Annotated in this window: 25 protein-coding genes; 14 read left to right on the top strand and 11 right to left on the bottom strand. The window is 40.1% G+C overall.

The window, feature by feature from the left end; genetic code table 11:
* The first annotated feature begins 82 nt into the window (after positions 1–82).
* From IE080_RS14835 to IE080_RS14810, 6 genes are all read left to right on the top strand, one after another.
* Positions 83–622 carry a DinB family protein gene (locus IE080_RS14835; protein ID WP_189584273.1) on the top strand — a complete coding sequence of 180 codons (540 nt, stop codon included), beginning with the start codon at positions 83–85 and terminating at the stop codon, positions 620–622.
* A 159-nt stretch (positions 623–781) separates the two neighbouring features.
* On the top strand, positions 782–1,009 hold the full coding sequence (locus IE080_RS14830; protein ID WP_189584270.1) for a hypothetical protein: 228 nt from the start codon (positions 782–784) through the stop codon (positions 1,007–1,009).
* Between the two features lie 274 nt (positions 1,010–1,283).
* Complete coding sequence (locus tag IE080_RS14825; protein WP_189584267.1) at positions 1,284–2,420, top strand: YncE family protein; 1,137 nt, start codon at positions 1,284–1,286, stop codon at positions 2,418–2,420.
* A 24-nt stretch (positions 2,421–2,444) separates the two neighbouring features.
* On the top strand, positions 2,445–2,969 hold the full coding sequence (gene mog / locus IE080_RS14820; protein WP_189584263.1) for a molybdopterin adenylyltransferase: 525 nt from the start codon (positions 2,445–2,447) through the stop codon (positions 2,967–2,969).
* A gap of 38 nt (positions 2,970–3,007) precedes the next feature.
* On the top strand, positions 3,008–4,294 hold the full coding sequence (locus tag IE080_RS14815) for a hypothetical protein (RefSeq protein ID WP_189584260.1): 1,287 nt from the start codon (positions 3,008–3,010) through the stop codon (positions 4,292–4,294).
* A 2-nt stretch (positions 4,295–4,296) separates the two neighbouring features.
* The gene (locus IE080_RS14810) at positions 4,297–4,686 is read left to right on the top strand and encodes a phosphoribosyl-AMP cyclohydrolase (protein WP_189584256.1); all 390 of its coding nucleotides are present in this window, start codon (positions 4,297–4,299) and stop codon (positions 4,684–4,686) included.
* An 8-nt stretch (positions 4,687–4,694) separates the two neighbouring features.
* Here the strand turns inward: IE080_RS14810 and IE080_RS19750 are convergent, their stop codons facing one another.
* From IE080_RS19750 to IE080_RS14795, 3 genes are read right to left on the bottom strand one after another with little or no spacing between them, the layout of a single operon-like run.
* Positions 4,695–5,096 carry a Fur family transcriptional regulator gene (locus IE080_RS19750; protein ID WP_189584254.1) on the bottom strand — a complete coding sequence of 134 codons (402 nt, stop codon included), beginning with the start codon at positions 5,094–5,096 and terminating at the stop codon, positions 4,695–4,697.
* Positions 5,080–5,322, bottom strand: a complete 243-nt coding sequence (yidD, locus tag IE080_RS14800) for a membrane protein insertion efficiency factor YidD (protein ID WP_229800668.1) — start codon at positions 5,320–5,322, stop codon at positions 5,080–5,082. Before yidD ends, IE080_RS19750 begins: the two co-directional genes overlap by 17 nt.
* A gap of 46 nt (positions 5,323–5,368) precedes the next feature.
* Complete coding sequence (locus IE080_RS14795; protein ID WP_189584249.1) at positions 5,369–6,316, bottom strand: CobW family GTP-binding protein; 948 nt, start codon at positions 6,314–6,316, stop codon at positions 5,369–5,371.
* A 95-nt stretch (positions 6,317–6,411) separates the two neighbouring features.
* Between IE080_RS14795 and IE080_RS14790 the strand changes: the two genes are divergently transcribed.
* On the top strand, positions 6,412–7,674 hold the full coding sequence (locus IE080_RS14790; protein ID WP_189584245.1) for a WD40 repeat domain-containing protein: 1,263 nt from the start codon (positions 6,412–6,414) through the stop codon (positions 7,672–7,674).
* Positions 7,675–7,743: 69 nt separating this feature from the next.
* On the opposite strand, the gene IE080_RS14785 is transcribed toward IE080_RS14790, so the two are convergent.
* The 3 genes from IE080_RS14785 to IE080_RS14775 all read right to left on the bottom strand — a co-directional run bounded on the left by IE080_RS14785 (position 7,744) and on the right by IE080_RS14775 (position 11,268).
* Positions 7,744–8,349, bottom strand: coding sequence for a hypothetical protein (locus IE080_RS14785; protein WP_189584242.1), 606 nt, complete (start codon positions 8,347–8,349; stop codon positions 7,744–7,746).
* Between the two features lie 5 nt (positions 8,350–8,354).
* Complete coding sequence (locus tag IE080_RS14780) at positions 8,355–10,757, bottom strand: TonB-dependent receptor (protein WP_229800663.1); 2,403 nt, start codon at positions 10,755–10,757, stop codon at positions 8,355–8,357.
* Positions 10,758–10,929: 172 nt separating this feature from the next.
* Positions 10,930–11,268: a DUF8478 family putative metalloprotein gene (locus IE080_RS14775; protein ID WP_189584239.1), complete on the bottom strand. Its 339-nt coding sequence runs from the start codon at positions 11,266–11,268 to the stop codon at positions 10,930–10,932.
* Positions 11,269–11,483: 215 nt separating this feature from the next.
* Here IE080_RS14775 and IE080_RS14770 point away from each other — a divergent pair, with 215 nt between their 5' ends.
* The 3 genes from IE080_RS14770 to IE080_RS14760 all read left to right on the top strand — a co-directional run bounded on the left by IE080_RS14770 (position 11,484) and on the right by IE080_RS14760 (position 15,253).
* Entirely contained in the window at positions 11,484–11,852 is a 369-nt protein-coding gene (locus IE080_RS14770; protein WP_189584235.1) for a hypothetical protein, read from the top strand.
* Positions 11,853–11,923: 71 nt separating this feature from the next.
* Positions 11,924–14,404: a cation-translocating P-type ATPase gene (locus IE080_RS14765; RefSeq protein ID WP_189584232.1), complete on the top strand. Its 2,481-nt coding sequence runs from the start codon at positions 11,924–11,926 to the stop codon at positions 14,402–14,404.
* A gap of 132 nt (positions 14,405–14,536) precedes the next feature.
* Positions 14,537–15,253 carry a carbonic anhydrase gene (locus tag IE080_RS14760; protein ID WP_189584228.1) on the top strand — a complete coding sequence of 239 codons (717 nt, stop codon included), beginning with the start codon at positions 14,537–14,539 and terminating at the stop codon, positions 15,251–15,253.
* Here IE080_RS14760 and IE080_RS14755 read toward each other — a convergent pair whose 3' ends face one another.
* Complete coding sequence (locus tag IE080_RS14755) at positions 15,254–16,930, bottom strand: amidase (RefSeq protein ID WP_189584225.1); 1,677 nt, start codon at positions 16,928–16,930, stop codon at positions 15,254–15,256.
* Between the two features lie 72 nt (positions 16,931–17,002).
* On the opposite strand from IE080_RS14755, the gene IE080_RS14750 reads away from it, so the two are divergent.
* Positions 17,003–17,443, top strand: a complete 441-nt coding sequence (locus IE080_RS14750) for a hypothetical protein (RefSeq protein WP_189584222.1) — start codon at positions 17,003–17,005, stop codon at positions 17,441–17,443.
* Between the two features lie 201 nt (positions 17,444–17,644).
* On the top strand, positions 17,645–18,625 hold the full coding sequence (locus tag IE080_RS14745) for a PDDEXK nuclease domain-containing protein (protein WP_189584343.1): 981 nt from the start codon (positions 17,645–17,647) through the stop codon (positions 18,623–18,625).
* A gap of 252 nt (positions 18,626–18,877) precedes the next feature.
* Here the strand turns inward: IE080_RS14745 and IE080_RS14740 are convergent, their stop codons facing one another.
* From IE080_RS14740 to IE080_RS14725, 4 genes are all read right to left on the bottom strand, one after another.
* On the bottom strand, positions 18,878–19,195 hold the full coding sequence (locus IE080_RS14740) for a hypothetical protein (RefSeq protein WP_189584219.1): 318 nt from the start codon (positions 19,193–19,195) through the stop codon (positions 18,878–18,880).
* Positions 19,196–19,206: 11 nt separating this feature from the next.
* Positions 19,207–20,607, bottom strand: a complete 1,401-nt coding sequence (gene fumC, locus IE080_RS14735) for a class II fumarate hydratase (protein ID WP_189584216.1) — start codon at positions 20,605–20,607, stop codon at positions 19,207–19,209.
* Positions 20,608–20,709: 102 nt separating this feature from the next.
* Positions 20,710–21,201: a hypothetical protein gene (locus tag IE080_RS14730; RefSeq protein ID WP_189584213.1), complete on the bottom strand. Its 492-nt coding sequence runs from the start codon at positions 21,199–21,201 to the stop codon at positions 20,710–20,712.
* Between the two features lie 68 nt (positions 21,202–21,269).
* Positions 21,270–21,650: a RidA family protein gene (locus tag IE080_RS14725; protein WP_189584210.1), complete on the bottom strand. Its 381-nt coding sequence runs from the start codon at positions 21,648–21,650 to the stop codon at positions 21,270–21,272.
* A 146-nt stretch (positions 21,651–21,796) separates the two neighbouring features.
* On the opposite strand from IE080_RS14725, the gene kynU reads away from it, so the two are divergent.
* Together kynU and IE080_RS14715 are read left to right on the top strand one after the other, a co-directional pair.
* Positions 21,797–23,083 (top strand): kynureninase, encoded by a 1,287-nt coding sequence (gene kynU / locus IE080_RS14720; protein ID WP_189584207.1) that lies wholly within the window; start codon positions 21,797–21,799, stop codon positions 23,081–23,083.
* Positions 23,084–23,107: 24 nt separating this feature from the next.
* Entirely contained in the window at positions 23,108–24,466 is a 1,359-nt protein-coding gene (locus IE080_RS14715) for an FAD-dependent oxidoreductase (protein WP_189584204.1), read from the top strand.
* Positions 24,467–24,583 lie beyond the last annotated feature (117 nt).

Below are 24,583 nucleotides of genomic sequence, written 5' to 3'. Positions count from 1 at the left end.
AGCGATCACTCCTGACCTACGTTCCCTAGAAAAGGCAGTTGATGACTGTCTTTTCTTTTCATCTAATTTATCTAAGCGATTTATGAAAACAATTCTTTCTATTCTTAGCCTAGCTTGCTTTATGGTGAGCTGCACTTCTTCTATAGTGGAGGAAAAATCCTTCACATTTGATCATGCAACGGCAATATTGCAATCATTAGAAAAATCTAAGGCATACACCTATGCGATTTTAGACCAAATGCCTGACAGCCTCTATAGCTATAAACCAACTCCTGAGCTAATGACATTTTCTGAACATTATGTTCACAATGCCATTTTCACCTCCAATCAACTGGCCAACCGGCTCAACCTTGAAAATCCATTTAAAGATTTCAAAAGAGACCGCGATTTGAACAAAGAGGAAACCAGAGTGGAAGTGGACCGCATGTATGCCTTTATGATCCAAACATTGGAAGCAATGAGTTCCGAAGACTTAGAAAAAGAGATTGAGTTCGGAAAGGAAGCTATTCCTACTTGGAGGCTTTTCAATATAGTAGAGAATCATAATAATCATCACAGAGGATACTCATTGGTATATCTCCGAATGAATGGGATTGTTCCGAAAGGGTATTTTGGTTGGTAAGCGATTGACTGGAGTAAACTTGATTTTTTCAAAGGGCTAGTTTGTATTTCAAATTCAGCAATTAGTCACCTTTATTTAGTTTGATTTCAAATTATTGAAATTCAAAACCTTAAGGGTTCTTTTTGTGTATTTGTAGTAGCAACCAAAAACAAAAAAATCATGGAAAATACTTGTTCAAACTGCAATCACTGGGCGCCAAATGCACCCGTGGTAGCCAAGAGAGAAAATTATGGCGAGTGCAATAAGCTTAGCCATCTTGAGTCAGAAATGGATCCAGACTTTATTATCCCAGTTCTGAATGATGGTAAGCCATTGGCTTCCAATACCAAGGCAATTGAATTTATTACTGGAGCAAGTTTTGGATGCAATCAGTTTGCTAAAGCTTAATTTTAGATTTCATCGTGGCTGTAAAAGGCCATGGTTTTATTTTTTGCAGTAAATAGAATCTACTTTTTATAGATTAGGATCAGTTTCAGGATCTGATTGGGCAGACACTTTTGTTATTGGAGGCCTTCGAGATAATCAACATTTAACTATTTCTCGGAGTATTTAAACTTTTGAAGCATATATATTCAAGAAATCGAATCGATTTTTTGCATATTGAATAATACTAGGTTGTAGGAAAGGTTTAATGCAACTATATTGCATTAAAATTTATTCCATGAAAAATTATTCTCTATTTCTTGTGATGTTGCTATCAATGATTTACTGTGGTCCAAAGGAGCAGCAAGAAGTTTTGACTATTAATCCTGACACCAACTTTCTATTCGTATCGGAATCAGATTCTATGTACCTAGCTTCTTTTCAGGATGATTTGATAGTTGTCAAGGATGCTACTAAAAAAGAAGGTACAGCCAGTATATATCTTAGCGAAGATGGTCGGTTACTATTTTCTATGGAAAGAACCGAAGGGCATATCAACATAATGGAACTGTCTCGTTTTGGTAAATGGCTTCCTAAGCATATTGCAAGGCCACAACCCACGCATTGGACCGGTGTAAATAACCATTCCCTGATTTTCAATGACGGTGATGGAAGCGTTATCTATGTCAAAGCAGACCAATCAAGCATTGAGGGTTTTACTTTGGGTATCCTTGAGTTGGAGGAAAGTGTTGCGCATCACGGTGCTGCCTTATACCTCAACAATGACGCCGTAGCTATGACGGTGAAGTCTGAGGATGAAGAAGGAGCTCTACCAAAAAGAGTAGCATTGGTGGATATCAAAAGCCAACAAATCCTTCTAACTACTGATGATGTATCCCTTGATGGAATTCATGGGGCTCAATCCAACGGTGTCTATGCAGTATTTGGAAGCACAGATGGGATCTTATGGATAAAAAATGATCAAAGTTATGGACTGTTGGCTTATCCTCAACCGTTAGAAAATAGTTCTGGCAATTGGATCGGAACGATCAAAGGAGCAGCTGATACCTTTGTGGGAAGCTCAAGAAATCATGGGCTGTTTAAACTGGATCTTAAGGCTAAGACGATTCAAATTCTCTACTCCTCGGATCAAATTGTAGATTATCAAATTAGTAAGGATGGAAGATTTACAGCAGTTATGCTGAAAGATAACCGTTTGGCTGTGTTGGATAATGAGTCTTTGAATTTACAGGCGGAGATATCTATTCCGAATCAACCTGAAACCCCAAAGGGTTTTAAAATGGCCATTCATGAAAATTTCTTGTTTGTTGCATCACTGGGCTATAACCAATTTCAAGTATTGGAACTAGCTACATTGAATCCTTTAAAACAATTCTATACGAATGTGGCTTTGAGTGACTTTAAAGTTTTCTAATACTTAAAATTTGTGATCAAAGCTATGGATAAAATCAAGATTGGTGTGCTTACATGTTCTGATAGGGCTGCAGCCAATATTTATGAGGATATTTCAGGCAAAGAAATTATGGCCTTTTTCGAAGAGGTTCTTCAAAATCCTTGGGAGCCGATTTACCGGGTGATACCAGATGAAAAGGAACATATAGTATCAACCTTGAGATCTATGGCCGAAGAGCAATGTGCCTTGATCGTCACCACAGGTGGAACGGGTCCTGCTCCAAGAGATGTGACTCCTGAGGCCACAGAAGAGATCTGTGATAAACTATTACCGGGATTTGGGGAACTGATGAGGCAAGTGAGTTTGCAATATGTACCGACAGCGATTTTATCACGACAGACAGCAGGGATTTATAACCAAAGCCTGATTGTAAATTTACCGGGTAAGCCTTCGGCGATTCGGCAGTGTTTGGAGGCTGTTTTCCCTTCTATTCCCTATTGCCTGGATTTGATTGGGGGGCCTTATTTGGTCTGTGATGCGTCAAAAATTATGATTTTTAGGCCTAAATGATATATGTACTGATTTAGAAATGGGAAATTACTTGCCTTATGAGTGATATTTCAGATAAACCGTGGACTGGGACTAGGAAGATTTTGTTCCGCTTGGTATTTACTTATGTAATGTTGTATTGCTTTGGCTTTCCAATATACTTTTTTCCTTATGGGCATACACTAATTCATCCTATTGGCAGTCAGCTACAAGATCTGGCAATTTGGATTGGATATCATGTTTTTGGAATTATGGAAGAAATCCCTGCATCAGAAACAGGTAGCGGGGATACCTTGATTTATTGGTTGCTGTGGGCAACCAAGTCCATGTTGGCGATATTGGTGACTTTGGTTTGGTCTGCTTTGGATAGAAGAAGGCCATCCTATGTTTTTCTCAATAACTTCTTGATTACTTATGTAAGGTATTATGTGGCATTGATCCTTTTTTCTTATGGTATGGCCAAAGTAATTCCCACCCAATTTATCGAACCCTCCTACACTCAACTAATGAAGACCTATGGAGAAAGTTCACCCATGAACCTGCTTTGGACTTTAATGGGTTTCTCTACCCCTTATCAGATTTTTGGTGGCATTATGGAGGTTTTGGCTGCTGTTTTTTTACTATTCAGAAGGACAGTATTACTGGGTGCCCTAGTGATGATTACAGTGATGACTAATGTGGTCGCCATGAATTATGCCTTTGATGTTCCTGTCAAATTGGCTTCCACACATTACTTGATATTTTCCATAGGATTAGCAATGTTGTTTAAGAAAAACCTACTAGCTCTTTTTTTCTTAAGGAAAACCAGTGAGCCGGTCATTCTACCTCCTCTTTTCAAACAAAGAAAGACATTTATTGGAAGTCAGGTATTTAAAGCTGTTTTTTTGCTTTACTTCGGTTTTACTACTGTATCAGGTAATTTGGATTACTTCAACAGTATTAAGGAAAGGGGTTTTTCTGCACCATTAGCAGGGATATATGAAGTGAAGCAAATTTATATAGACTCGGATTCATCAACGATGATTTCCAGTAAACTCCCCATGAAAATGATGATTTTTGATAACCAAAGGCCGGAGCGATTGACCATTATTTTTGGAGATGATAAGAAGGTCAGGTATTCGGCAAGTTTCGATCAAGAGAACCAAGCCTTATCAGCTTTGCTACCTTCAGACAGTACCAATAGTTTGGATATGTTGTATCATGTTGATAAAAATGGAAAGCTTTTGCTCAAGGGGATCTTTAAGCAAGACAGCTTACGTCTAGAATTAGAAAAAATTCCGATAGATAGCCTTTTATTAGTAAATAGAAAGTTTCACTGGATTAGCCCTGCTCCATTTAATAGATAATAATGAACATTGAAGAAACCTCAGAACTAGTCCTACAATTTCAAAAAAGAGGGGGGATATTACCTGTAGCTGTGCAAGAGTACAGTACTGGACAGATTTTGATGCTAGCATCGGTCAATCAGGAAGCCTTAGAATATTCAGTTAAATTCAGAATAGCTGCCTTTTATAGCACTTCAAGAAAAAAGCTCTGGGTAAAAGGGGAGTCTTCCGGGAACCAATTGAGAGTTGAAAAAATCTTAATTGACTGTGATCAGGATGCTTTGGTTTATCAGGTGACTATACTCGGTGGTGGTGTTTGTCATACGTTCAACAAAGAAGGAAATAATAGAAAGGCTTGTTTCTATAGAAGCTTAGATTTCGATGAAATGAAACTTCAGTTTTTAGAAAAGTAAATCATCAGTTACTTGCAGTCTTTACAATATCCTTCTAGGGCTATAGATTCTAAAAAGTAGTATTTATTATCTATCTGGTCTAAATATCCTTGTGGTAATTCTGGTAGCTCCTCAACTTTTTGGCAACACTTGCATCTAAAACTTGGACTATTACAGTTAGATTCTTTGGTTGTTATTAAAGCAAAAAGAAAGTTGCCGTCCGAACATGGGATTTTCTTAAGGATCCCCTTGTCAGTAAATAAAATCAAATTACGGTAAACAGTAGTCCTGTCCATTTGACCCTTGAGTATTTCATGGAGTGTGCAGAGCGAATGGGCTCTATGGTCATCTATAAAGCACTTGATCACCAAGCTTCGATTGGTATTGGGCTTTATTCCATGACTTTTAAGGATTTCATTTAGTCTTTCCATCGCATTTACATTTTTTGGGTACTGGATCATATCCGAAAGTTCCCCAAGGATGACACTTGGATAATCTTTTGACTCCAAACCATAGCCCTACCCAAGCACCATGTTCTTGGATTGCTTGTATCATGTATTGAGAACAAGTAGGTTGATGCCTACAAGAAGCTGGGAACAAAGGGCTAATCAGCCATTGATACAGTTTAATGGGTATTATAAAGACCCATCGAAACATTAGTTGGATTGTTAGAGTCTCACTTTTCATAGTTGTTTTTTTAAGCTTATGCTGTCACCTGAGCTTTATTCGCAATAGTTTTAGCAAGAATCCTTTCTAAACCTTTTCGTTCGATCCCTTTTCCTATAAAAACCAGTACGTTTGGGCTCTTTTTTGGAGCGTCAGTTTTGGAGAAACTCACGGTGTTTCCGGTGGATTGCACTAGGATAGGATGATCTTCTCCAGCTACCTTTACAAATCCTTTGACTCTATACACCTGATGATAGGAAAGGTAAAGCGTCATGGATAAGGTTGCATATAATTTTTCCCGATCAAACACTTCGTTTGTTTCGATTGCAATACTTTTCATTCTGTGCGGGCCTTCCACCATTGAATGTGCCAGTCCGTTTGTAGGAGTAAAGTCCGAATAATTGTTTTTAAAAAAATTATAGGCATCTAATTCCTGATTTGAACAAATTGACGCTAAGGGATTGATTTTTTGTAAAAGCTCTCTCAGATGCTCTTCGTAGGAAGGTTGTATTAAATCAATTTTGGAAATGACAAGGGTAGAAGATGCTACCAATTGCCTGTAAGGCTCAGACACTTCCTCTAAGCGATCTTCAAAGTTTTCTGCATCGACAATACAGATGACTTGCCTTAATTCAAAATACTTTTTGACATCATCGCGCTGAAATATTGACGCAAGTATCCCTGCGTCTGCAACACCGGAAGCTTCAATAAACAGGTTGTCTGGTTGGGAATCTAATCGTACAAGTTGTGCCAATACTTCAATCAACTCACTATCCAAAGAACAACAAATGCAACCATTATTGAGCTCAAAAAGCTGATTATAGTTTTTTGTAACAAGTGTACTGTCTATAGAATTTTTTCCAAACTCATTTTCAATGACATAGTTTGTTTCAGATACTTTTAACCCTAATAAGTGATTGAGAAATGTTGTTTTTCCAGCTCCTAAAAAACCTGTTAATAAGTAAGTTTTTATTTTCTTTTTCATAACGCAGGCAAGATACTCAGCGTGGTTTATTTATGCAACTATGTTGCATTAATTTAAATTGTTTTTACCTTTGCGCAAAAAAATCGTAAAAGTCTATGAGAAAACTTAGTTTATTTTCTGCAGCATTATTAGTTGCTTTATTTTTTTCTTGTCAAGAAAAAGAGGACCCAATAGTAGAGGTACCTTCTTTTGAAGAACAAGAAAGTGAGTGGATTAGATTGGGTGTTTGGGACCAATCATCCAATTTTTCATTGATGCATCCACTTACTGCAAACATTAAAACTCCCTCTTTGGCTAGTTTCCATCAAGCGAGTGCAAATTATTTATCCAGTTCTGGTAGATATATTGTATCAATCGAGAGAAATGATGGAATCGTAAGATTTTTTGACACAGGAATAGAAAACCATCTTGATCATGGTCATGAATATGCAATGAGATGGTTGAGTGCTACGGCAGAAGCACCCCTTCCTACACATTTTTCTGCTACTCAAGGTAACATCGTTATTTTCAATGATGGGGATGGGAGTATTACCTATGCAAGAGAAGCGAGTATGGAGACGCCAACATTTAGACCTACAGTTATTTCAAATATTGGCAATGGCGTTCATCACGGTGCTGCTACATGGTTAAAGGGTAATAAGTTTGCAGTGACCTTTAAAGACGAAGGCACACCCGGTGCTTTACCACAACGGGTGAAACTACTCAATCTAACGGGAGAATTAACAGCTGAAAATCCAAATGTTTTTGTAACAGGAATCCATGGAGATGCGTCCAATGGAGACCACGCAGTTTTTGGCGGTACGCAAGGTGTGATTGTAGCTGGAGCGGATAATACTATCAAGTTGATTGCTAATCCAAGCCCTCTACAACCTACTTCTGGAAATTGGATGGGAACCATCAAAGGCAATGATGAAATTAAAAAGTTCTACGGGTATGCAAGAAATCAGGGGGTTTTTGAAATAGACCCACATGCGGAGTCAATTAAACCAATCTTTCTATCTGATCAAATTAGAACCTACTTTTTGAGTGCTGATGGCGGTCACCTGATCATTCAAACTAGTGATCATGTGATCAGAGTGTTTGATACCAAAACAGGTAATGAATTGGCAAGTAGGGCGGTTACTGTCGCTGACGAAATCGCAGCAAATGCTCGAAAAACAGCAGATGAATTAACGCACTACAGAATGATGAATGAAAATAATCCAGTAATCACTGCCTCGGAAAATTTCCTGTACGTTTTGGAGCCTAGCAGAACTAAGATTCACGTACGAGATCTTAAAACCTTGTCGACAGTTGCGACGATGGATGCACCTGCAAATACTTCCAACATCATGAGAGTTGGATTTCAGGTGAAGTAAAGCATTAGTATAATTTTTTTCAAATGAAAAGAGCCACCCCTAAATTCTCTGGGTGGCTCTTTATTTTTTTTACTCCACAATCGTCAAAGGAAAAGTGATATCCCAATCCACATCACCATCTTGAGCAGAAGAAGTTGCTGTTTTTACTCCAGGCTGATGAGCCAACCATACGCGGAAGGTAGCATCGGTGCGAGGTCCAGCGGTAGTCCAGCTGGTACGAAGTCCAAGCGGTAAGCCATTTCTATCAAAGTCTAGATAATTGACAGCTCCATTTCTATTTTGGATATTACCGTTTCCTGTTGGGCTGGAGAACGCATTAGTAGTAAACTCAAAGAATACCTGATGCTCATCATCTTCTTCTGCAATTTCAAGTTGTACATCTTCCACAGGAGTGACCAAGCGGTTGAGCATTTCGAAAGTCAAGGTATAGGTGGTGTTAGCTTTCAAGGTTATTGGCTGTACAGTGAAAGAAGCATTGATTCCTAGCCCTCCGGTGGGATCTTCAGCAAGTGCACGTACCACCGTACCATCTTCTGCCGTGAAGATTAGCTCTATATCGGTAAATATTTCTGTTTCATTTTCTTCTTCTGGTGCTTCTGCTTCTGTGCAAGCTGCAAAAACGAAGATGGATAGGATCAAGATCCATAGTTGGCGAAGTTTGTTTGTTTTGTTCATTTGAATTAAAATTTATAGTGAATAGATAATTGTATATTTCTTCCTAAATCGTCTGCGAAAAATCGCATAGCATTTAGATAATCCCTGTATCGGGTATTCAAAGCATTGTGCACTTGTAGACTCAATCCTAGATTTCCTTTTTCAGCCTTTGCAAAACCGTTCAAAAGGAAGTATCCGGGAGGCGGAGCCAAGAAATCAAAGATTTCTGATTCAAGGTTGATGGTTACATTTCCCTCAATGATATCCCGAATGGAAACCTCTCTTGGTGCTTGAAATTGTCTAAAGGTATACATGGGTTGTAGGGCTATCTGAACTCGGTCAAATGGTCCAAGATTGCGTTTGTCAAACGCCAGCTCATAATTGATATTGATAGGTGGTTGGTTGATCAGAGGCTCATTTCGCTCCACATTTTGCGACCAGATGTAGCTACCCCCAATTTTACTCGACCAGTTTGTAGTATGCTGCCATTCATAAGTAAAATCAACACCTGTGAAAAAGGCATTTGCTTGGTCAAAAATGTAGGTGGGCATAGGTCCTCTTAGCGTACCAACTACCCCTATTGGCCTCCAGAAAATAAAGTTTGCAATATAGTTGGCATAAACAGATGTGCTAAAACGTCCCTTTTCACCTCTTATTTCCAATTCATTGACCCACTTATAGCTTTGTTCTGCCTCTACACTACTTTCAGCCATGGAGACTACACGATCATTTTGTAAGTTTCCTTCGGCATCTTCAAAATACCTGAGCAAACCAAACAATTGCCTTGCCTCGTGCTGCCCAAAGCTATACAGTTCGGCCATGTTGGGTGGCCTCCAGCCTGTACCAATATTACTTCGGAATGTAGTGGATGGATTGACCTGAGCTACATAGCCAAGGGCTGCGGTGAAATTGGAGAATGAGAAATTATCAGAAAAAGGTGCCTGAGTTCGTTCTCTCCCTGCCACAGAATTACGCTCATAATCATAGCGCAGTCCAAGTTCCCACTCTGAATTCCCTCGCTGAAGAGTTTCTACCAAAAACATACTGACACGAAAACCTTCATAATTTGGGATAAAAGGCGTGATCCCGGTTCCAGGATTATTGGAGTTGGACTGAATAAGGATTTGACCTCCCACAATTCCTTGGATACGGTCGCTAAGTTTGTGACTGTAATCAGCTTGGATATCCTGAGTAGTGAGTGTGAGATCAATAATTGGTAAATCCGCATTTCTTCGAACATCAAATTCCTGCCTACCATTGGATTGAAAGGCATAGCGAAAACTCACATGATTGTCCGGATCAATACTCCAATCCAATTTCAAAGAAGCCAAATGATGGCTCACAAACTGATTTGGCTCATTGATATCATAGGAAAAGTCCCTGATGATAACAGGCCTGTCGGCTTCAAAATTTCTAATCAAAGCTGCACCACTACTACCAATTGAAGCTCTGAGGATTCCCAAATTCTGACGCATAAAGCTGTAATTAGCCTTTGCAATCAGATTTTCGCTGATTTTGAACTTTGCTCCGCCATAGGCGCTGTATTCTCTTGCTCCTGTATTGGTGAGCATGTAGTCAGGTGCATGTCTATCTCCTACGATATTGAAATTACCTCCAACGTGCCAGCTAAAATTTTCATAGCCTTCAGAAAGGTTAAGTCCAGTATTAAAACCTCTTCCGTTGGTCTGAAATCCGGCAACTGCTGAGCCTGACAAACGACTGTTGAAGGGCATACCATGGGACTCCGTTACTACCGCCCCACCTAGCGCATCAGGACCGAAACGAACAGCTGCAGCCCCCTTAATCACTGAAATCGATTCAGCACTCTGAATATCAATCTCAGGTGCATGGTCTGAGCCCCAATTTTGAAACCCATGTTTGAAACCATTATTGAGAATAAGAATACGGTTACCATATAGGCCATGGATAATCGGAAGCTGAATATTGGAGCCAAAGGAGGCAAAGGTAACTCCTTGAATATTTCCCAAGATTGTACCTAATGAGGCTGTTTGGTTTCGGCTGATGGTCTCTCGGTCTATGCTTTCTATACTCAGACTTTTGGTGCCCTCTGATCGGATTCTTTCACTACGAACCTCAACGGTACCCAAGCTTTTTTCATCTGGCTCGAGTTGAATAGTTGCTTGTTTATCCGTAGTAATAGTCACCTTTATGGGCTTAAAACCCAAGTATGTGATTTGTATTTCCTGCGGACCTGCTGTAAATACAGGAATAGAAAACTTCCCGAATTGGTCAGTAGCAGCGCGATGGTCTTGCTTTCCCAGGACAGTTACAATAGCACCCACTAAAGGTGCTTTACTTTCGGCGTCATAAACAATTCCATCAAGGGTAAAATTGGCGGTTTGGGCCATTGCTACCCCATTACCTAGGAAAAGGTAAAGAGCCGTCATTAGTACCATGTACTTAGACATATGAATAGATTGGTTGGTTACACGTTCAACAAATGGAACTTAGTCTGTCTTCACAGAAGACGAGTTCATCAGTTGTAATAAAATACCCCATTAGAATAATCATAATGTTCCAGTTTACACACAGGAGCACCGCAGGCGCAAAAGCCGTAGATACATGAGGAAGTGAAGTGAATTAGGAAAAAATAGCAGGTGGTCCTCTCAGGGATGAGGGGCTTTTATCACGGCTTTTAATTAAGAATTGTTGGGATACCTCTTGAAAATCAACAAAGAAAAGAGGAAGATTTTCAGGAATTAAAACTTCAGATGTAAAGGTGTGAAAGTGAGCATTGGAAATAATATCCCAAAAAATATACTCTTCTTCTGTATGATTATGATCCTTTTCCCCTTTCTGGAATGGGTGCGCATGCACAATAAGATGACCGTTTTCAGTCAGGTGCACGTGCTTATTGTTGAAATTATTCCAAAATACCAAGCCCCACAGCCCTAGCATGGCTATTGACAGGCACTTCATATGTTGGATTCTTTGGATCATATGCAAAAATATAAAACTTTTTGTTTTTGCAACAATATTACATTTAGATTTGGTTATCCATTAACTTTATACCTGAATTGTGTATAAGATGTTTCAAAATTCTGTAAAAGTTTTAGTGGATGTTCAAAAACTCGTCTATTGCTTTTTCTGATTAGAATCCCTATTTTTAACGACAAACCAAAAAAGCCAAACCAATGAAAAAATTAATTTCCTTGTTCACGATGCTGTGCCTCGTAATGAGTGTCGCAGTGGCGTCGATTCCTGTATCTTCGGATAATTTTGTAGGAGAATGGGACTTGTTAGTAGAGGGTACGCCTCAGGGGGATGTACGAGTTATCATGACCATTGAAAAAGTGGATGGAAAATTGAAAGGAAAATTTAAGATGGCGGGGACTGATCAGGAAACAACCCTTTCTTCCATCAGCGAGGGAAATGATAGCATCAGCTTCTCATTTTTTGCCGAGGGATATGACCTCTATATGAATTTAAATGCCAATGGAGCAGATGCGCTCAAAGGTTATTTGGTTGATCAATTTCCTGTAACTGGTAAGCGTTTGAAGTAATAAGTCCATCAAAGACAATTGAAAACCCAATTCTTAAGTACAAGAATTGGGTTTTTTTGTAACTTGATCCAATGAACTATCAAGGCCTATCCGAACAAGAAGTACTATCCAACCGAAAGGCTTTTGGACGAAACGAGCTGGATAAACAGGTTAAAAATCACATTTGGGGGATTTTGTTAGAGATAGTTAAGGAGCCTTTATTCGTCATTTTGTTGGTGGCTTCAGCCATCTACTTTTTCCTGGGAGAGACTACCGAAGGAACTATCATGTTGGTGGCTATTGGTTTGATTTCCGCAATTTCCATTTTTCAAGAAAATAAAAGCAAAAATGCTATCAATGCACTCAAAAAGTTATCAAGTCCAAAGGCAAAAGTTTATCGGAATGGAAGTTTGATAACCATGCCCACGGAAGATATAGTCATAAAAGACCTGATTGTAGTGGAAGATGGGGATTTGATTCCGGCAGACGCACAGATAATTGAAGCGCATGATTTTACGGTTAATGAAAGTATACTGACTGGGGAATCTTTGTCAATTACCAAAGAAAGCAGCTCCTCATCAGCGTTGATTTATCAAGGCACCTTAGTTGATTCGGGCAATTGTGTGGCAGAAGTGGTGGCAATTGGGAAGAATACTGCTCTAGGGATAATCGGCTCTAGCCTCCATGAAATTGACCAAAGTAAAACCCCTCTCCAATTCCAGATCAGAAACTTTGTCAAACGCATGGTTGGTTTTGGAGGAATAGCTTTTGTATTGGTTTGGGGAATCAATTATCTGACTTCCTATGATATTCTACAATCCCTCTTGGCCGGTCTCACGCTTGCGATGTCCATTCTACCAGAAGAAATTCCTGTCGCTTTTAGTACGTTTATGGCCTTGGGTGCTTATAGGTTGTATAAAAATCAGGTTATTGCCAGAAGTCCTTACACGGTTGAGACTTTGGGAGCGGCTTCCGTGATTTGTACGGATAAAACAGGGACTTTGACGGAAAATAGGATGGAGTTGAGAGCCATTTATGATTTGAGTGAAAACAGCTCCCAGGATTTCACCCAAGGAACTCCTCGATTTAACAGTACCTTGGAATATGCTATGTGGGCCTCTGAAATCCTCCCTTTTGATGCGATGGAAAAGGCCATTCATGATACTTATTCCCAACTTGCTCCAAGTGATGAAAGAAAAGGTACCAAAATGATTCATGAATATCCCCTAGGTGGCAAGCCTCCCATAATGACACATATTTTTCAGAAGCAATCGGGAGAAAAAATTTTTGCAGTCAAAGGCAGTGTGGAAGGAGTCTTAAATCAATGCAAATTGGACGAGGAGCAGTTAAAAGTAATTTGGGATCATGTTAATAGTTTCACCAATCAAGGATTTAGAGTTCTTGCCGTTGGAAAAGCCAATCCTCAAATGGAAGTCTATCCAAACACGCAACAGGAGTTTGAGTTTGAGTATTTAGGTTTGTTGGCATTTTATGATCCCCCGAAGAAGGAAATAAAAAACACGCTTCAAAGCTTTTATCAAGCTGGAATCGATGTCAAGATGATTACCGGAGATCATGCCCAAACTGCTGCTGCTATTGCTTCCCAAGTCGGTTTAAAATCAACTGGGGAAATCCTAACGGGAGAAGAACTGCTCAGGCTAGATTCCACTCAGCTGAAAAAGGCAGTTCAGCAGACCAGCATTTTTGCTCGAATGTTTCCCGAAGCCAAGCTTAAAGTAATTGAAGCTTTGAAAGCAACTGGAGCGGTCGTGGCTATGACAGGCGATGGAGTCAATGACGGGCCTGCTTTGAAAGCTGCCCATATCGGGATTGCCATGGGTAAGCGGGGAAGTGAAGTAGCCAAAAGTGCAGCCGCCCTTGTATTGATGGACGATGACTTGGGGCATATGACGGAAGCTGTGGCATTGGGGAGAAAAATCTACGAAAACCTCAAAAAAGCTATTCGATACATCATTTCCATTCATATTCCGATCATTTTGATTGTGCTGTTACCATTGGTATTGGGTTGGGAATATACCTTGATATTTACACCTGTACATGTGATTTTCTTGGAATTGATCATGGGGCCTACCTGTTCGATAGTATTCGAAAATGAGCCCATCGAACCTAATTCCATGAATAAGCCTCCCAGAAAAATGAGCGATACATTTTTTTCATGGGCTGAACTTTCCATCAGTGTCATCCAAGGACTCATGATTACCGTGTTCACTTTAGGACTAGGATTCAATCTTATGAAAGATGGTCAAAGTATAGAGACTGTCCGAACAGTCATTTTTTCCACCTTGGTATTCAGCAATGTGTTTTTGACCTTGGTCAATCGCTCTTTTTATTATTCCGTTTTACAAACAATTCGCTATCCGAATAAATTGATGCCTTTAATTTTAGGTGTTTCTATATTGTTCCTGATAGCTACGCTTACGATTCCATCTATTCAAGGCTTATTCGACTTTGAATCTATTGATATATCATTGGTTACAAGAGCTTTGATAACGGCTTTTGTGGCTGTTTTTTGGGTTGAGTTGTGGAAAAGGTGGAGGTCCAAAAGAAATTGAGGAATTCCTCCAATTTAACTTTTCCTGTCTATGGTTCCTCTTGGTTTTAAAGGCCAATAAAATCATCTCATTAGGTGATATTCCTCACCAATTCTTTCCCTACAAGTACTGAATTTTGGAAGAAAAAAGGACATGAAACGCTTTCATTTTAAATCCAATTACAGTTTATGGCTTCTGCCTATTGGTACGTTTCTTTTATTGACCTTTGGATGTAAACAAGCACCCGTAGACCAACATTTAGAAAATATCCCCAAGGAAAACCTTTTAGAGGTTTTACTGGAAGGCAATATGCGTTTTGCTGAAGATCATCCCATTCATCCAGACCAAACATTAAAAAGACTTCGGGAACTCAATAAAGGGCAGCATCCTGTGGCGGCAATTGTAAGCTGTTCGGATTCACGGGTTCCTCCTGAATTGGTTTTTGATCAAGGATTAGGAGACCTTTTTGTTATTCGCAATGCAGGAAATATAGTTGGGGATTATGAAATCGGGAGTTTGGAATATGCCATCGAGCACCTGGAGGTTCCTTTGGTAATTATCCTAGGACATACTAATTGCGGGGCTATAGGCGCCTTTGTGGATCATGACCACGATCATTCTCATCATTACTCTGCCTACATTCAAAAAATCATCGACTTCATAGACGCAGAGGAAGAAGAGAAAGCATTGCCACGGGACATTCCCAATTTCTTTGAAAAAGCCGTTGAAGCCAATGTCCTCCATGGAGTTCATGCCCTCAAAAAAGCACTACCCTCAGTTGATTCTCTGATTGCAGAGAAAAAACTAAGGGTAGTAGGCGCAATTTATGATTTGGAATCTGGTAAGGTGCGAGTTTTGGAAGAAAATTAATTACCGATCAAATAAAGGTGGCCTCTTTTGTTGCCAATCCGAAGCTTCCTGATAAGCTCGCCCGATCATAATTAGCTTTTCTTCGTCAAATAAATTGGCTAAGAAAGTAATCGATGTTGGGCTTCCGTTGTCATCAAATCCATTCGGCAGGCATAAGGCTGGATGGCCTGTGAGATTGGTTACTTGTAATTGATTTCCCCCATAACTTGGAGTTACGATCACATCAAACTCTTGGAAGATCTTGTGTACCTCTTCGATAAGAATTGATCTAAAACGGTTGGCTTGAATATATTCTACGGCTGGAATAAAGCGGGAAGAGCGGAAGAGATTTGGCCAGGCATTTCTTCGTTGATTGACAAGCATGTCATCCAAATCCAAACGGGTCATTTCATCAAAAGCCGCCGCGCCTTCCACGTACAAAGTAATCAACATGCTTGGTACATGCACAGAAGTCTTCAATTCTACTGGATGCAATTCCACTCCCAGTGCTTTCAATTCATCTAAAACCCTCCTATCTCGAATATTCCCAGGCCTTTCTCCTTCAAAATAGCTGGCGAAATAGCCTATTTTCAAGTCTTTTAGATTCTTCTTGGCGTCATAATTGAACGCAGCAGGGATGGTGCTTTTATCCTTTGTATCTAGGCCGTGGATAGCAGCTAACACAATCGCATTGTCTAAGGCTGATCGCGACATCGGACCGATTTTATCCATACTCCAACTGAGTGCCATAGCCCCGTGGCGACTTACCCTTCCGAAAGTTGGACGAAGGCCAGTTACCCCATTCCTCGTGGATGGTGAGACTATGCTGCCCAAAGTTTCTGTTCCAATGGCAAAGGGTACTAATCCTGCAGAAACCGCTGATCCCGAACCTGCGGAAGACCCACTGGCACCTTGATTCAGGTTCCAAGGATTTTTGGTCACTCCACCATACCAAATATCGCCCATGGCCAAGGCTCCCAGTGTAAATTTACCCAGGAGTACAGCTCCCGCTTCTGTCAGTTTTTCAACTACAGTTGCGGTTTCGTCAATTTCCTGATCTTTGTAAGGCATGGCGCCCCAAGTAGTTTTGGTACCCTTGACTGCCAACAAATCTTTGATTCCATAAGGGATTCCGTGAAGTGGACCCCTGTATTTTCCTTGGGCCATTTCAGCATCCATGGCTTTTGCTTGCACAATAGCTTCTTCTTCCATCAAGGTTATTAGACACTGCAAAGTGTCTCCATAGGTTTTGATACGATCCAAGTAAATGCGTGTCAACCGTTCGGAGCTCAGCTGTTTGTTTTTGATCAGTACGGACAACTCTGCCACACCCAAATAAGCAATATCATGTTCCTTTTGTGGAAGATTGACGGAAGCAGGAAGCCCCCAATTCATTGCTATTTGTGATTGGTTAGGAATAAATCCATGCGGAAGAGGGTTGAAAGCGACACTTGGACTCACACTATTAGGCAAGGATAGCTTGCGCATCTCTTCAAAGCTTGCCCGATGACCTTGAAGGTTTTGAATCATGCTGTCTCGTTCGGCAGGTGAAAACTCTAACCCTGCCAATGCTTCTGCTCCCATGATACTTTCATGGTTGATTTCTCCTGTTTGTCTTCCGATGATAAACCCTACTAGCAGAAACCCTGCTGCCAAGAGAAAAATGCTTATTTGGGACCTAATATTTGAATGCTTCATGTAGTTTTGTGTTTGGGTGAGAACCTATTTGACAACCCAAAAGTTATCCATGAAAGATATCAAAAAGTAACGATGCAAGAAAATACCCTTACACCAACATTTCCCATGCCCATGCGAGGGCTGCTTTTACTTACAGGAATGTACAGCTTTGCCTGGTCAGCCTTCTTTCGGTATTTTGGAGAGGACTTATTGAGATGGCTATCCATGGAAGCCACTGCTCCTGATGGGCTAAGTGCACGAGTGTTTGGTACTGTGGGTATGTTGGTAGGCTTTGTGATTTTTTTATCAGCTTTTTACCCGATTAGTTGGCGCTATCTGATACTTGCTGGAATTGTGGGTAAGCTGGTCATGATTTCTTGGTTTATACTGGCATTTATACCTACATTGGATTGGAATAAGCGGACTATTTTCCATGTAGTATTTTCAGAATTGCTGTGGTTGGTTCCTTTGACGGTGATTTTATTACGGTCTCTAAAAGTTGCCAAATATATCGCAAGTTTGCCGGAGGAGTGATAATCGGGGATTATGCTGAAATGTACAGATTACATGTTCAAATTCCTGTTTAATAAATACCTTTAGTTTTCAATTTTCAATGATGAGGAAAACGTATGGAGTATTGATGCACCTGTTAAGGAAATCCACTAGGTTCATTTTTTAAATGTAGGCGAAGATGAGTGAAATGAATAAAAATATTGACTTGATTGCAGAGATCAAATCTCTAATGAACAGAGTAGGCAACAAGTAGCTGCAGCAGTAAATTCGGCCATTACTTTATTGTATTGGGAAATAGGAAGCCGAATCAATAAAGAGATTTTGTTGAATTTCAGAGCCGAATATGGAAGACAAATTGTCCAAACACTCTCGTCACAATTGGTGTTGGAATATGGCAAAGGATGGGGTGAAAAACACTTAAGACATTGTCTACGCTTAGCGCAAACTTTTCAGGATAAGGAAATTGTCTACACAGTGTGTAGACAATTAAGCTGGTCTCATATTCGGTTGGTTATATATATGGAAGACGACATAAAACGCGATTTTTACATCGAAATGTGTAAAGTCGAAAAGTGGAGTGTTCGAACTTTTCAAGAACGAATCAACTCAATGCTTTATGAGCGAACAGCCATTAGTAAAAAACCAGAGGTTACTATCCAAAAGGAATTAAAATTACTAAAAAACAGCCAGCAAATTTCGCCTGATTTGGTTTTTAAAGACCCTTATTTTCTTGATTTTTTAGTACTAAGAGATGCATATTCAGAAAAAGATTTAGAAGATGCTATCTTGATAGAACTACAAAAATTCATCATCGAATTAGGTTCTGACTTTGCTTTTTTGGCAAGACAAAAACGCATCAGTATAGATAACGAAGATTATTATTTGGATTTACTTTTCTATCACAGACGCTTAAAGTGTTTGATTGCCATAGAACTAAAACTTGGTAAATTTGAAGCTGCCCATAAAGGGCAAATGGAACTATATTTGAGATGGTTGGAGAAAAACGAAATGATTGATGGCGAAAACCCACCCATTGGTTTGATATTGTGTGCTACAAAAAATCATGAACATATTGAACTGCTGAAATTGGAAAGCAGCAACATCAAAGTAGCTGAATACCTTACCAAATTGCCTGATATGAGCTTGTTGGAGCAAAAGCTCCATCAAGCTGTAGAAATTGCTAAGCAAAAACATCTGGAATAAGATAAAAGAAGAAATAGGATTTAAACGAACTATGACCCAGTTCTGTTTTTTGCTTTGCCAATTTGAGCATTGACCTACTATTCATACCCTCAAATTTAGATTTGCAAGTAGCCAAATTGTAGGGCAACCAGAATGAGAAGTTTTTGGACGCTATTTCTAAAAGTGGGGTGTTTTTGGGCAAAACTAGGAGATAAACATAAAAAAAATGGCCACCTTCCAGCAGCCATCTTTTTTAAGTTATTTCAGTATTTATTACAAGATGATGATCAACAAAAGGATAACAATAATTGCTCCTGTGGAGATATAGATCCCCCCACCTCTCATAGATTTTGCTTCTTTTTCTAAGCTTTTCAATTCTGATTTCAAGGCTTTTTTCTCTGCTTTTTCCATTTCTGAAAAATCCAATCCCTGAATTTCAGCAACTCTATTTTCAATCTGCTCCATTCGAAGCGTTTCCTCTGCTGTCAATTCTTTCCGCTCTTTCGCCTTGAAAGGAGATGCTTCTACAGGTTGGCTGCCAAAAAACATCATAGTTCCAGCAGCCGCTAAAGTCAACACATATTTTTTCATAGGAATAAAATTTATTTCAAACTTCCAATCATGTCTTCGGGTCTAACCCATTCGTCAAACTGCTCATTTGTAAGCAATCCTAGTGCCAAAGCTGCTTCTCTTAAGGATGTACCTTCCTTATGCGCTTTTTTAGCAATAGCTGCTGCATTTTCGTAGCCAATATGCGTGTTCAAAGCGGTCACAAGCATCAAGGAGTTTTCCAAGTGTTGCTTAATGAACGGTGTGTTTGGCTCGATTCCAATGGCACAGTTGTCATTGAAAGATACGCAAGCGTCTCCAATTAATCTAGCTGATTGTAAGAAATTTGCAATCATCATTGGCTTGAATACATTCAATTCAAAATGTCCGTTGGAACCTCCTACCGAAATCGCTACATCATTGCCCATCACCTGAGCTGCCACCATGGTCATGGCTTCCACCTGGGTAGGGTTGACTTTTCCTGGCATGATGGATGAACCCGGTTCATTTTCTGGAATCAAAATCTCACCAATTCCTGAACGAGGCCCAGAAGATAACATGCGGATATCGTTGGCAATCTTCATCAAGCTAACAGCCAATTGCTTCAATGCACCATGAGACTCTACAATCGCATCATGTGCCGCTAATGCTTCAAATTTATTTGGAGCTGTAATCATCGGCTGACCGGAGAATTCGGCAATTTTCTTCGCCACCAATTCAGAATACCCTTTCGGAGTATTTAATCCTGTACCAACAGCAGTACCTCCCAATGCTAACTCCGATAGGTGAGCTAATGTATTTCTCAATGCTTTTAAACCATGATTCAATTGGGCAACATAACCAGAAAACTCCTGTCCCAAAGTCAACGGAGTAGCATCCATAAAGTGTGTTCGACCGATTTTCACCACATTCATGAAGGCTTCAGACTTCGCCTGTAGCGTATCTCTCAGCTTTTCCACCCCGGGAATGGTAGTTTCTACCACCATTTTGTAAGCAGCAATGTGCATAGCGGTAGGAAAGGTATCATTGGATGATTGGGATTTGTTGACATCATCATTTGGATGGATAAGCTTTTTGGCGTCTTCTAGAGAACCTCCCAACAGCACATGCGCACGGTAAGCAATCACCTCGTTGGCATTCATATTGGATTGGGTACCCGAACCCGTCTGCCAAATCACCAATGGGAATTGATCGTCATGTTGGCCTTCCAAAATTTCGTCGCATACTTTTGCGATGATATCCGCTTTATCTTGAGCCATCACGCCCAATTCAGCATTGGTCAAGGCAGCGGATTTCTTTAATATGGCAAAAGCCTTGATGATTTCCAATGGCATGCGGTTGCGCTCACCACCGATTTTAAAGTTATTGATGGAGCGCTGTGTCTGTGCTCCCCAGTACTTGTCAGCAGGTACCTCTACAGGTCCCATGGTATCTTTTTCGATTCGTATGCTCATGATATGTATAGATGTGTTTTTCAGATTGCTAAATTAATTCTCAAATGCTAGATTCCATACGAAATTCTGTTCAATGAGCTGCTTTTCTGCTAAGTTCCATAGTTACTTACTTGGATCACTTGACTCATTGAGCAATTCATAGAATAAATTTTGGGAAATCCTGACCTTCCTTTTAAAGTGCGCCCAAGCAAACCAATAATTGAAAGCTCCGATCAAAAATATGGCTGTTGCCAGTTCAGGCTTTGGAATCAATGAACTGAAAAGCCCACTTAAAGCCAAACAGATCACAGACCAAAAGGCCAAAAAAAACACAGATCCCGGAAAAAGGGTATAGTCTAAAAATAGAATGATACCTGTTTTGGTACTTTCAATTCTTCCTTTGATTAATGGAAGAAAACTATCTGCTTTTTTGATGATCAGTGAAATGGAAAAACCATTTTCCTGGATTACCCCATTGAATTTGTAATCGTCTTCTTTCTGTGTTTCTATATCCAAGTAATTGACATTTTTAGTGACTTTTTCTAGTCTATGCAAGATTTCTTCTTTGCTCAAAGAAGAAACCAAGGTCTCAGAAAAATTAGGAAACAGTTGCATGAGAAATAAACGCTTACACTACCACAAAGTTAAAAAAAGCCCAAACTTTTATGTTCAGGCTCTCTTGACTATTTCACGGCAATACAGGAAATCTCGACATTTACATCTTTTGGCAAGCGGCTGACTTCTACGGTTTCTCTCGCCGGGGGATTACTTTTAAAATATTGTCCATAAGCTTCGTTGATGGTAGCAAACTGACCCATGTCTTTGATAAATATGGTGCATTTTACCACATGCTCAAACCCATAATCTGCTGCGCGAAGAACCGCTTCCAAGTTTTTCATTACGGCATGTGTTTCTTCGGTAATGTTTTCATTGATCAATTCACCTGTTTCAGCATCTAAGGGAATTTGACCTGATACATAAAGCGTGTTTCCAGCTTTGACGGCTTGGCTATACGGCCCAATAGGAGCAGGGGCTTCAGAAGAAAAGATAATTTCTTTGGACATAGTTTTCTTTTTTTGCTGCAAATTACACAATCAAAAATTTCTCTTTAGCCGAATTTGGGATTTTTTCTCGCTAAAAAATGTAAGTTTGAGGCCTGCAATAAACTTAACTTCACCCATTTCTGTTCAAGAGCTGACAATTCAGAAATATGAGCACCACAGCCTACCAATTTTCCGAAAGCTTTGCGCGTGCAATGGACGCCCAAGATCCTTTAAGAAATTACCGTTCTAACTTTCACTTTCCCAAGATTGAAGGTCAGGAGGCCATCTATTTCTGCGGGAATTCTTTAGGTCTTCAACCCAAACCTACGGAGGCATACATTCAGCGAGAGCTCCAAAATTGGGCAGAAAAAGCCGTGGATGGACATTTTTATGGAGAAGATGCCTGGTATCATATTCGCAAAAAATCCAAGCCTGCTTTGGCACAGATTGTAGGAGCCCACGAGCATGAGGTGGTTGCGATGAATAACCTAAGCACCAATCTACATTTGCTGATGGTCTCTTTCTACAGACCTACTGCGGGTAAATTTAAAATCATTACCGAGTCAGGTGCATTTCCTTCCGATATGTATATGTTGGAGACTCAGGTACGGTTTCATGGGTTTGAGCCTGATCAAGCCATTATTGAAATCGGACCTCGCCCAGGTGAGTATACGATTCGCACGGAAGATATTATTGAAGCCATTCACTCCCATCAAGATCAGCTTGCATTAGTGATGATGGCTGGTTTACAATATTATACTGGCCAGGTTTTTGATATGAAAGCCATTAGTCAAGCCTGTCAGCAAGTGGGAGTGCCTGTGGGATTTGATCTGGCGCATGCTGCCGGAAACGTTCCTTTACAGTTACACAATTGGGGGGTGGATTTTGCGACATGGTGTTCGTACAAGTATCTAAACTCTGGTCCCGGAAATGTCTCAGGGGTATTTGTGCACGAGCGACATGCAGAAAATCCAACTCTACCACGTTTTGCCGGATGGTGGGGACACGATGAAGCCGAGCGATTTAAAATGGAGAAGGGATTTAAGCCCATGTTTGGTGCAGATGGATGGCAGTTGGCTAATTCCAATGTACTTGCATTGGCAGCGCATCAGGCGAGTTTAGATATCTTCCAAGAAGTTGGAATGACTAAATTGAGGAAGAAAAGTGAATTACTGACAGGATACCTGGAGTTTCTCATTCGTGAAATCAGTGGAACTAGTGGTGTTTTGGAAATAATTACCCCAACCAATGTCCACGAGCGTGGCTGTCAGTTATCTTTGCTGATTCATAAAGGCGGAAAAGCCGTCTTTGATGAGTTCTATAAAAATGGAGTTGTTGGTGACTGGAGAAATCCAAATGTAATCCGACTGGCACCTACTCCTTTGTATAACAATTTCTTGGATGTATATCTATTCGCCAAGATTCTTGAACAATCCCTTCAAAAATTCGCTTAATTAAGGGGTTACAATCTCAAACCTATGAAAAAGAATCAAATCAGTATCCTAGGCTCTGGCCTCATTGGGTCATTGCTGAGTATATATTTAAAAAGACGGGGCTTGGATGTCTCGATCTATGAAAAAAGAGCCGATAATCGAAAAGGCCCCTACCGTGAAGAAGGAAGATCCATCAATATGGCTCTCTCTGATAGAGGCTGGAGGGCCTTGGAAAAAGCTGGGCTAACAGAAAAGGTTAAACCTTTAACCATTCCAATGTATGGGAGAATGGTCCACGATGAGCACGGCAAAACCAACTTCCTGCCTTACGGAAAAGATAATCAGGCAATCTACTCTATTTCCAGAGGCAAATTCAATCAACTCTTGGTTGATGAAGCAGAAACGGCTGGAGTAAAGGTGAATTTTGAATCAAAAATTGAGGATGTAGATCTCAAAAACTTCCAAATTGAGCTGACTTCTTTGCAATCTGGTGAGAAAGAAACCATCGCCTCTGAGGTGATTATTGGTTCCGATGGGGCATACTCAAGTTTACGAAATGCCATGCTGAAACAGATGCGTTTTGACTACCGTCAGAAGTATATCAGTCATGGATATAAGGAGTTGAGTATTCCAGCCACTGCTGCAGGTGAATTTGCCATGGACCCTAATGCACTGCACATTTGGCCAAGAGGGAATTTCATGTTGATTGCCCTACCAAATCCAGACAAATCCTTTACCTGTACCTTGTTTCTTCCATTTGAAGGGGATCGGGTTTGCTTTGAAAACATCAATGATGAAAGGGATGTAGTAGGTGTATTCAAGACCTATTTTGATGATGCTTATGAGTTGATGCCCAATTTAACTCAGGAATTCTTCGCTAATCCTACCTCTTCATTGATTAATATCGAGTGTTTCCCTTGGATGCTGAAAAGTGCATTACTTATTGGGGATGCCTGCCATGCTATGGTCCCATTTTATGGTCAGGGAATGAACTGTGGATTTGAAGACTGCTTCATTTTGGATGAGATCATCGAAAAATACGGTACCAATGCCTGGGAGTTGGTCTTCGCAAAATTCCAAAAAGTACGGAAGCCTAACACAGATGCTATCTGTCAATTGGCCATGGAAAACTTTGAGGAAATGAAGAGTGATGTGGCAGATCCCAAATTCATCTTGCGAAAGAAAATCGAGGCTAAGTTACATCAATTATACCCTAAAGAGTGGATTCCATTGTATACCATGGTCACATTTTCTCGCATGCCTTATGCTGAAGCATATTATCAAGGAAAGCTCCAGCAAAAAATCATGGACCGAGTGATGGCAGATCCATTGATTACCCAAAATTGGGATAAATTGGATTACGAAGACATCATCAATCAGATGGATAAAGCAAGGGCGGTTTAGAAACACTATTGTAAGGTAGGTTGAACCAAGTACCATATACCAAGTATGGATTCGTCTATAAAAAGCGCGTCATCTGAAAAGTTCGAAGAAATTAAAAACTAGAGCTTGAGAAAGTTT

It is taken from the genome of Mongoliitalea lutea, assembly GCF_014652135.1.
GTDB classification, from domain to species: Bacteria; Bacteroidota; Bacteroidia; order Cytophagales; family Cyclobacteriaceae; genus Mongoliitalea; species Mongoliitalea lutea.
The sequence above is the reverse complement of the archived record's forward strand: the minus strand, read 5'-3'. Positions and strand labels throughout refer to the sequence as shown.

Excerpts from the sequence above, each read along its gene's own strand:
- IE080_RS14835 (WP_189584273.1), top strand. The coding sequence starts at position 83 with ATGAAAACAATTCTTTCTATTCTTAGCCTAGCTTGCTTTATGGTGAGC.
- IE080_RS14830 (WP_189584270.1), top strand. The coding sequence starts at position 782 with ATGGAAAATACTTGTTCAAACTGCAATCACTGGGCGCCAAATGCACCC.
- IE080_RS14825 (WP_189584267.1), top strand. The coding sequence starts at position 1,284 with ATGAAAAATTATTCTCTATTTCTTGTGATGTTGCTATCAATGATTTAC.
- mog (WP_189584263.1), top strand. The coding sequence starts at position 2,445 with ATGGATAAAATCAAGATTGGTGTGCTTACATGTTCTGATAGGGCTGCA.
- IE080_RS14815 (WP_189584260.1), top strand. The coding sequence starts at position 3,008 with ATGAGTGATATTTCAGATAAACCGTGGACTGGGACTAGGAAGATTTTG.
- IE080_RS14810 (WP_189584256.1), top strand. The coding sequence starts at position 4,297 with ATGAACATTGAAGAAACCTCAGAACTAGTCCTACAATTTCAAAAAAGA.
- IE080_RS19750 (WP_189584254.1), bottom strand. The coding sequence starts at position 5,096 with ATGGAAAGACTAAATGAAATCCTTAAAAGTCATGGAATAAAGCCCAAT.
- yidD (WP_229800668.1), bottom strand. The coding sequence starts at position 5,322 with ATGTTTCGATGGGTCTTTATAATACCCATTAAACTGTATCAATGGCTG.
- IE080_RS14795 (WP_189584249.1), bottom strand. The coding sequence starts at position 6,316 with ATGAAAAAGAAAATAAAAACTTACTTATTAACAGGTTTTTTAGGAGCT.
- IE080_RS14790 (WP_189584245.1), top strand. The coding sequence starts at position 6,412 with ATGAGAAAACTTAGTTTATTTTCTGCAGCATTATTAGTTGCTTTATTT.
- IE080_RS14785 (WP_189584242.1), bottom strand. The coding sequence starts at position 8,349 with ATGAACAAAACAAACAAACTTCGCCAACTATGGATCTTGATCCTATCC.
- IE080_RS14780 (WP_229800663.1), bottom strand. The coding sequence starts at position 10,757 with ATGTCTAAGTACATGGTACTAATGACGGCTCTTTACCTTTTCCTAGGT.
- IE080_RS14775 (WP_189584239.1), bottom strand. The coding sequence starts at position 11,268 with ATGAAGTGCCTGTCAATAGCCATGCTAGGGCTGTGGGGCTTGGTATTT.
- IE080_RS14770 (WP_189584235.1), top strand. The coding sequence starts at position 11,484 with ATGAAAAAATTAATTTCCTTGTTCACGATGCTGTGCCTCGTAATGAGT.
- IE080_RS14765 (WP_189584232.1), top strand. The coding sequence starts at position 11,924 with ATGAACTATCAAGGCCTATCCGAACAAGAAGTACTATCCAACCGAAAG.
- IE080_RS14760 (WP_189584228.1), top strand. The coding sequence starts at position 14,537 with ATGAAACGCTTTCATTTTAAATCCAATTACAGTTTATGGCTTCTGCCT.
- IE080_RS14755 (WP_189584225.1), bottom strand. The coding sequence starts at position 16,930 with ATGAAGCATTCAAATATTAGGTCCCAAATAAGCATTTTTCTCTTGGCA.
- IE080_RS14750 (WP_189584222.1), top strand. The coding sequence starts at position 17,003 with ATGCAAGAAAATACCCTTACACCAACATTTCCCATGCCCATGCGAGGG.
- IE080_RS14740 (WP_189584219.1), bottom strand. The coding sequence starts at position 19,195 with ATGAAAAAATATGTGTTGACTTTAGCGGCTGCTGGAACTATGATGTTT.
- fumC (WP_189584216.1), bottom strand. The coding sequence starts at position 20,607 with ATGAGCATACGAATCGAAAAAGATACCATGGGACCTGTAGAGGTACCT.
- IE080_RS14730 (WP_189584213.1), bottom strand. The coding sequence starts at position 21,201 with ATGCAACTGTTTCCTAATTTTTCTGAGACCTTGGTTTCTTCTTTGAGC.
- IE080_RS14725 (WP_189584210.1), bottom strand. The coding sequence starts at position 21,650 with ATGTCCAAAGAAATTATCTTTTCTTCTGAAGCCCCTGCTCCTATTGGG.
- kynU (WP_189584207.1), top strand. The coding sequence starts at position 21,797 with ATGAGCACCACAGCCTACCAATTTTCCGAAAGCTTTGCGCGTGCAATG.
- IE080_RS14715 (WP_189584204.1), top strand. The coding sequence starts at position 23,108 with ATGAAAAAGAATCAAATCAGTATCCTAGGCTCTGGCCTCATTGGGTCA.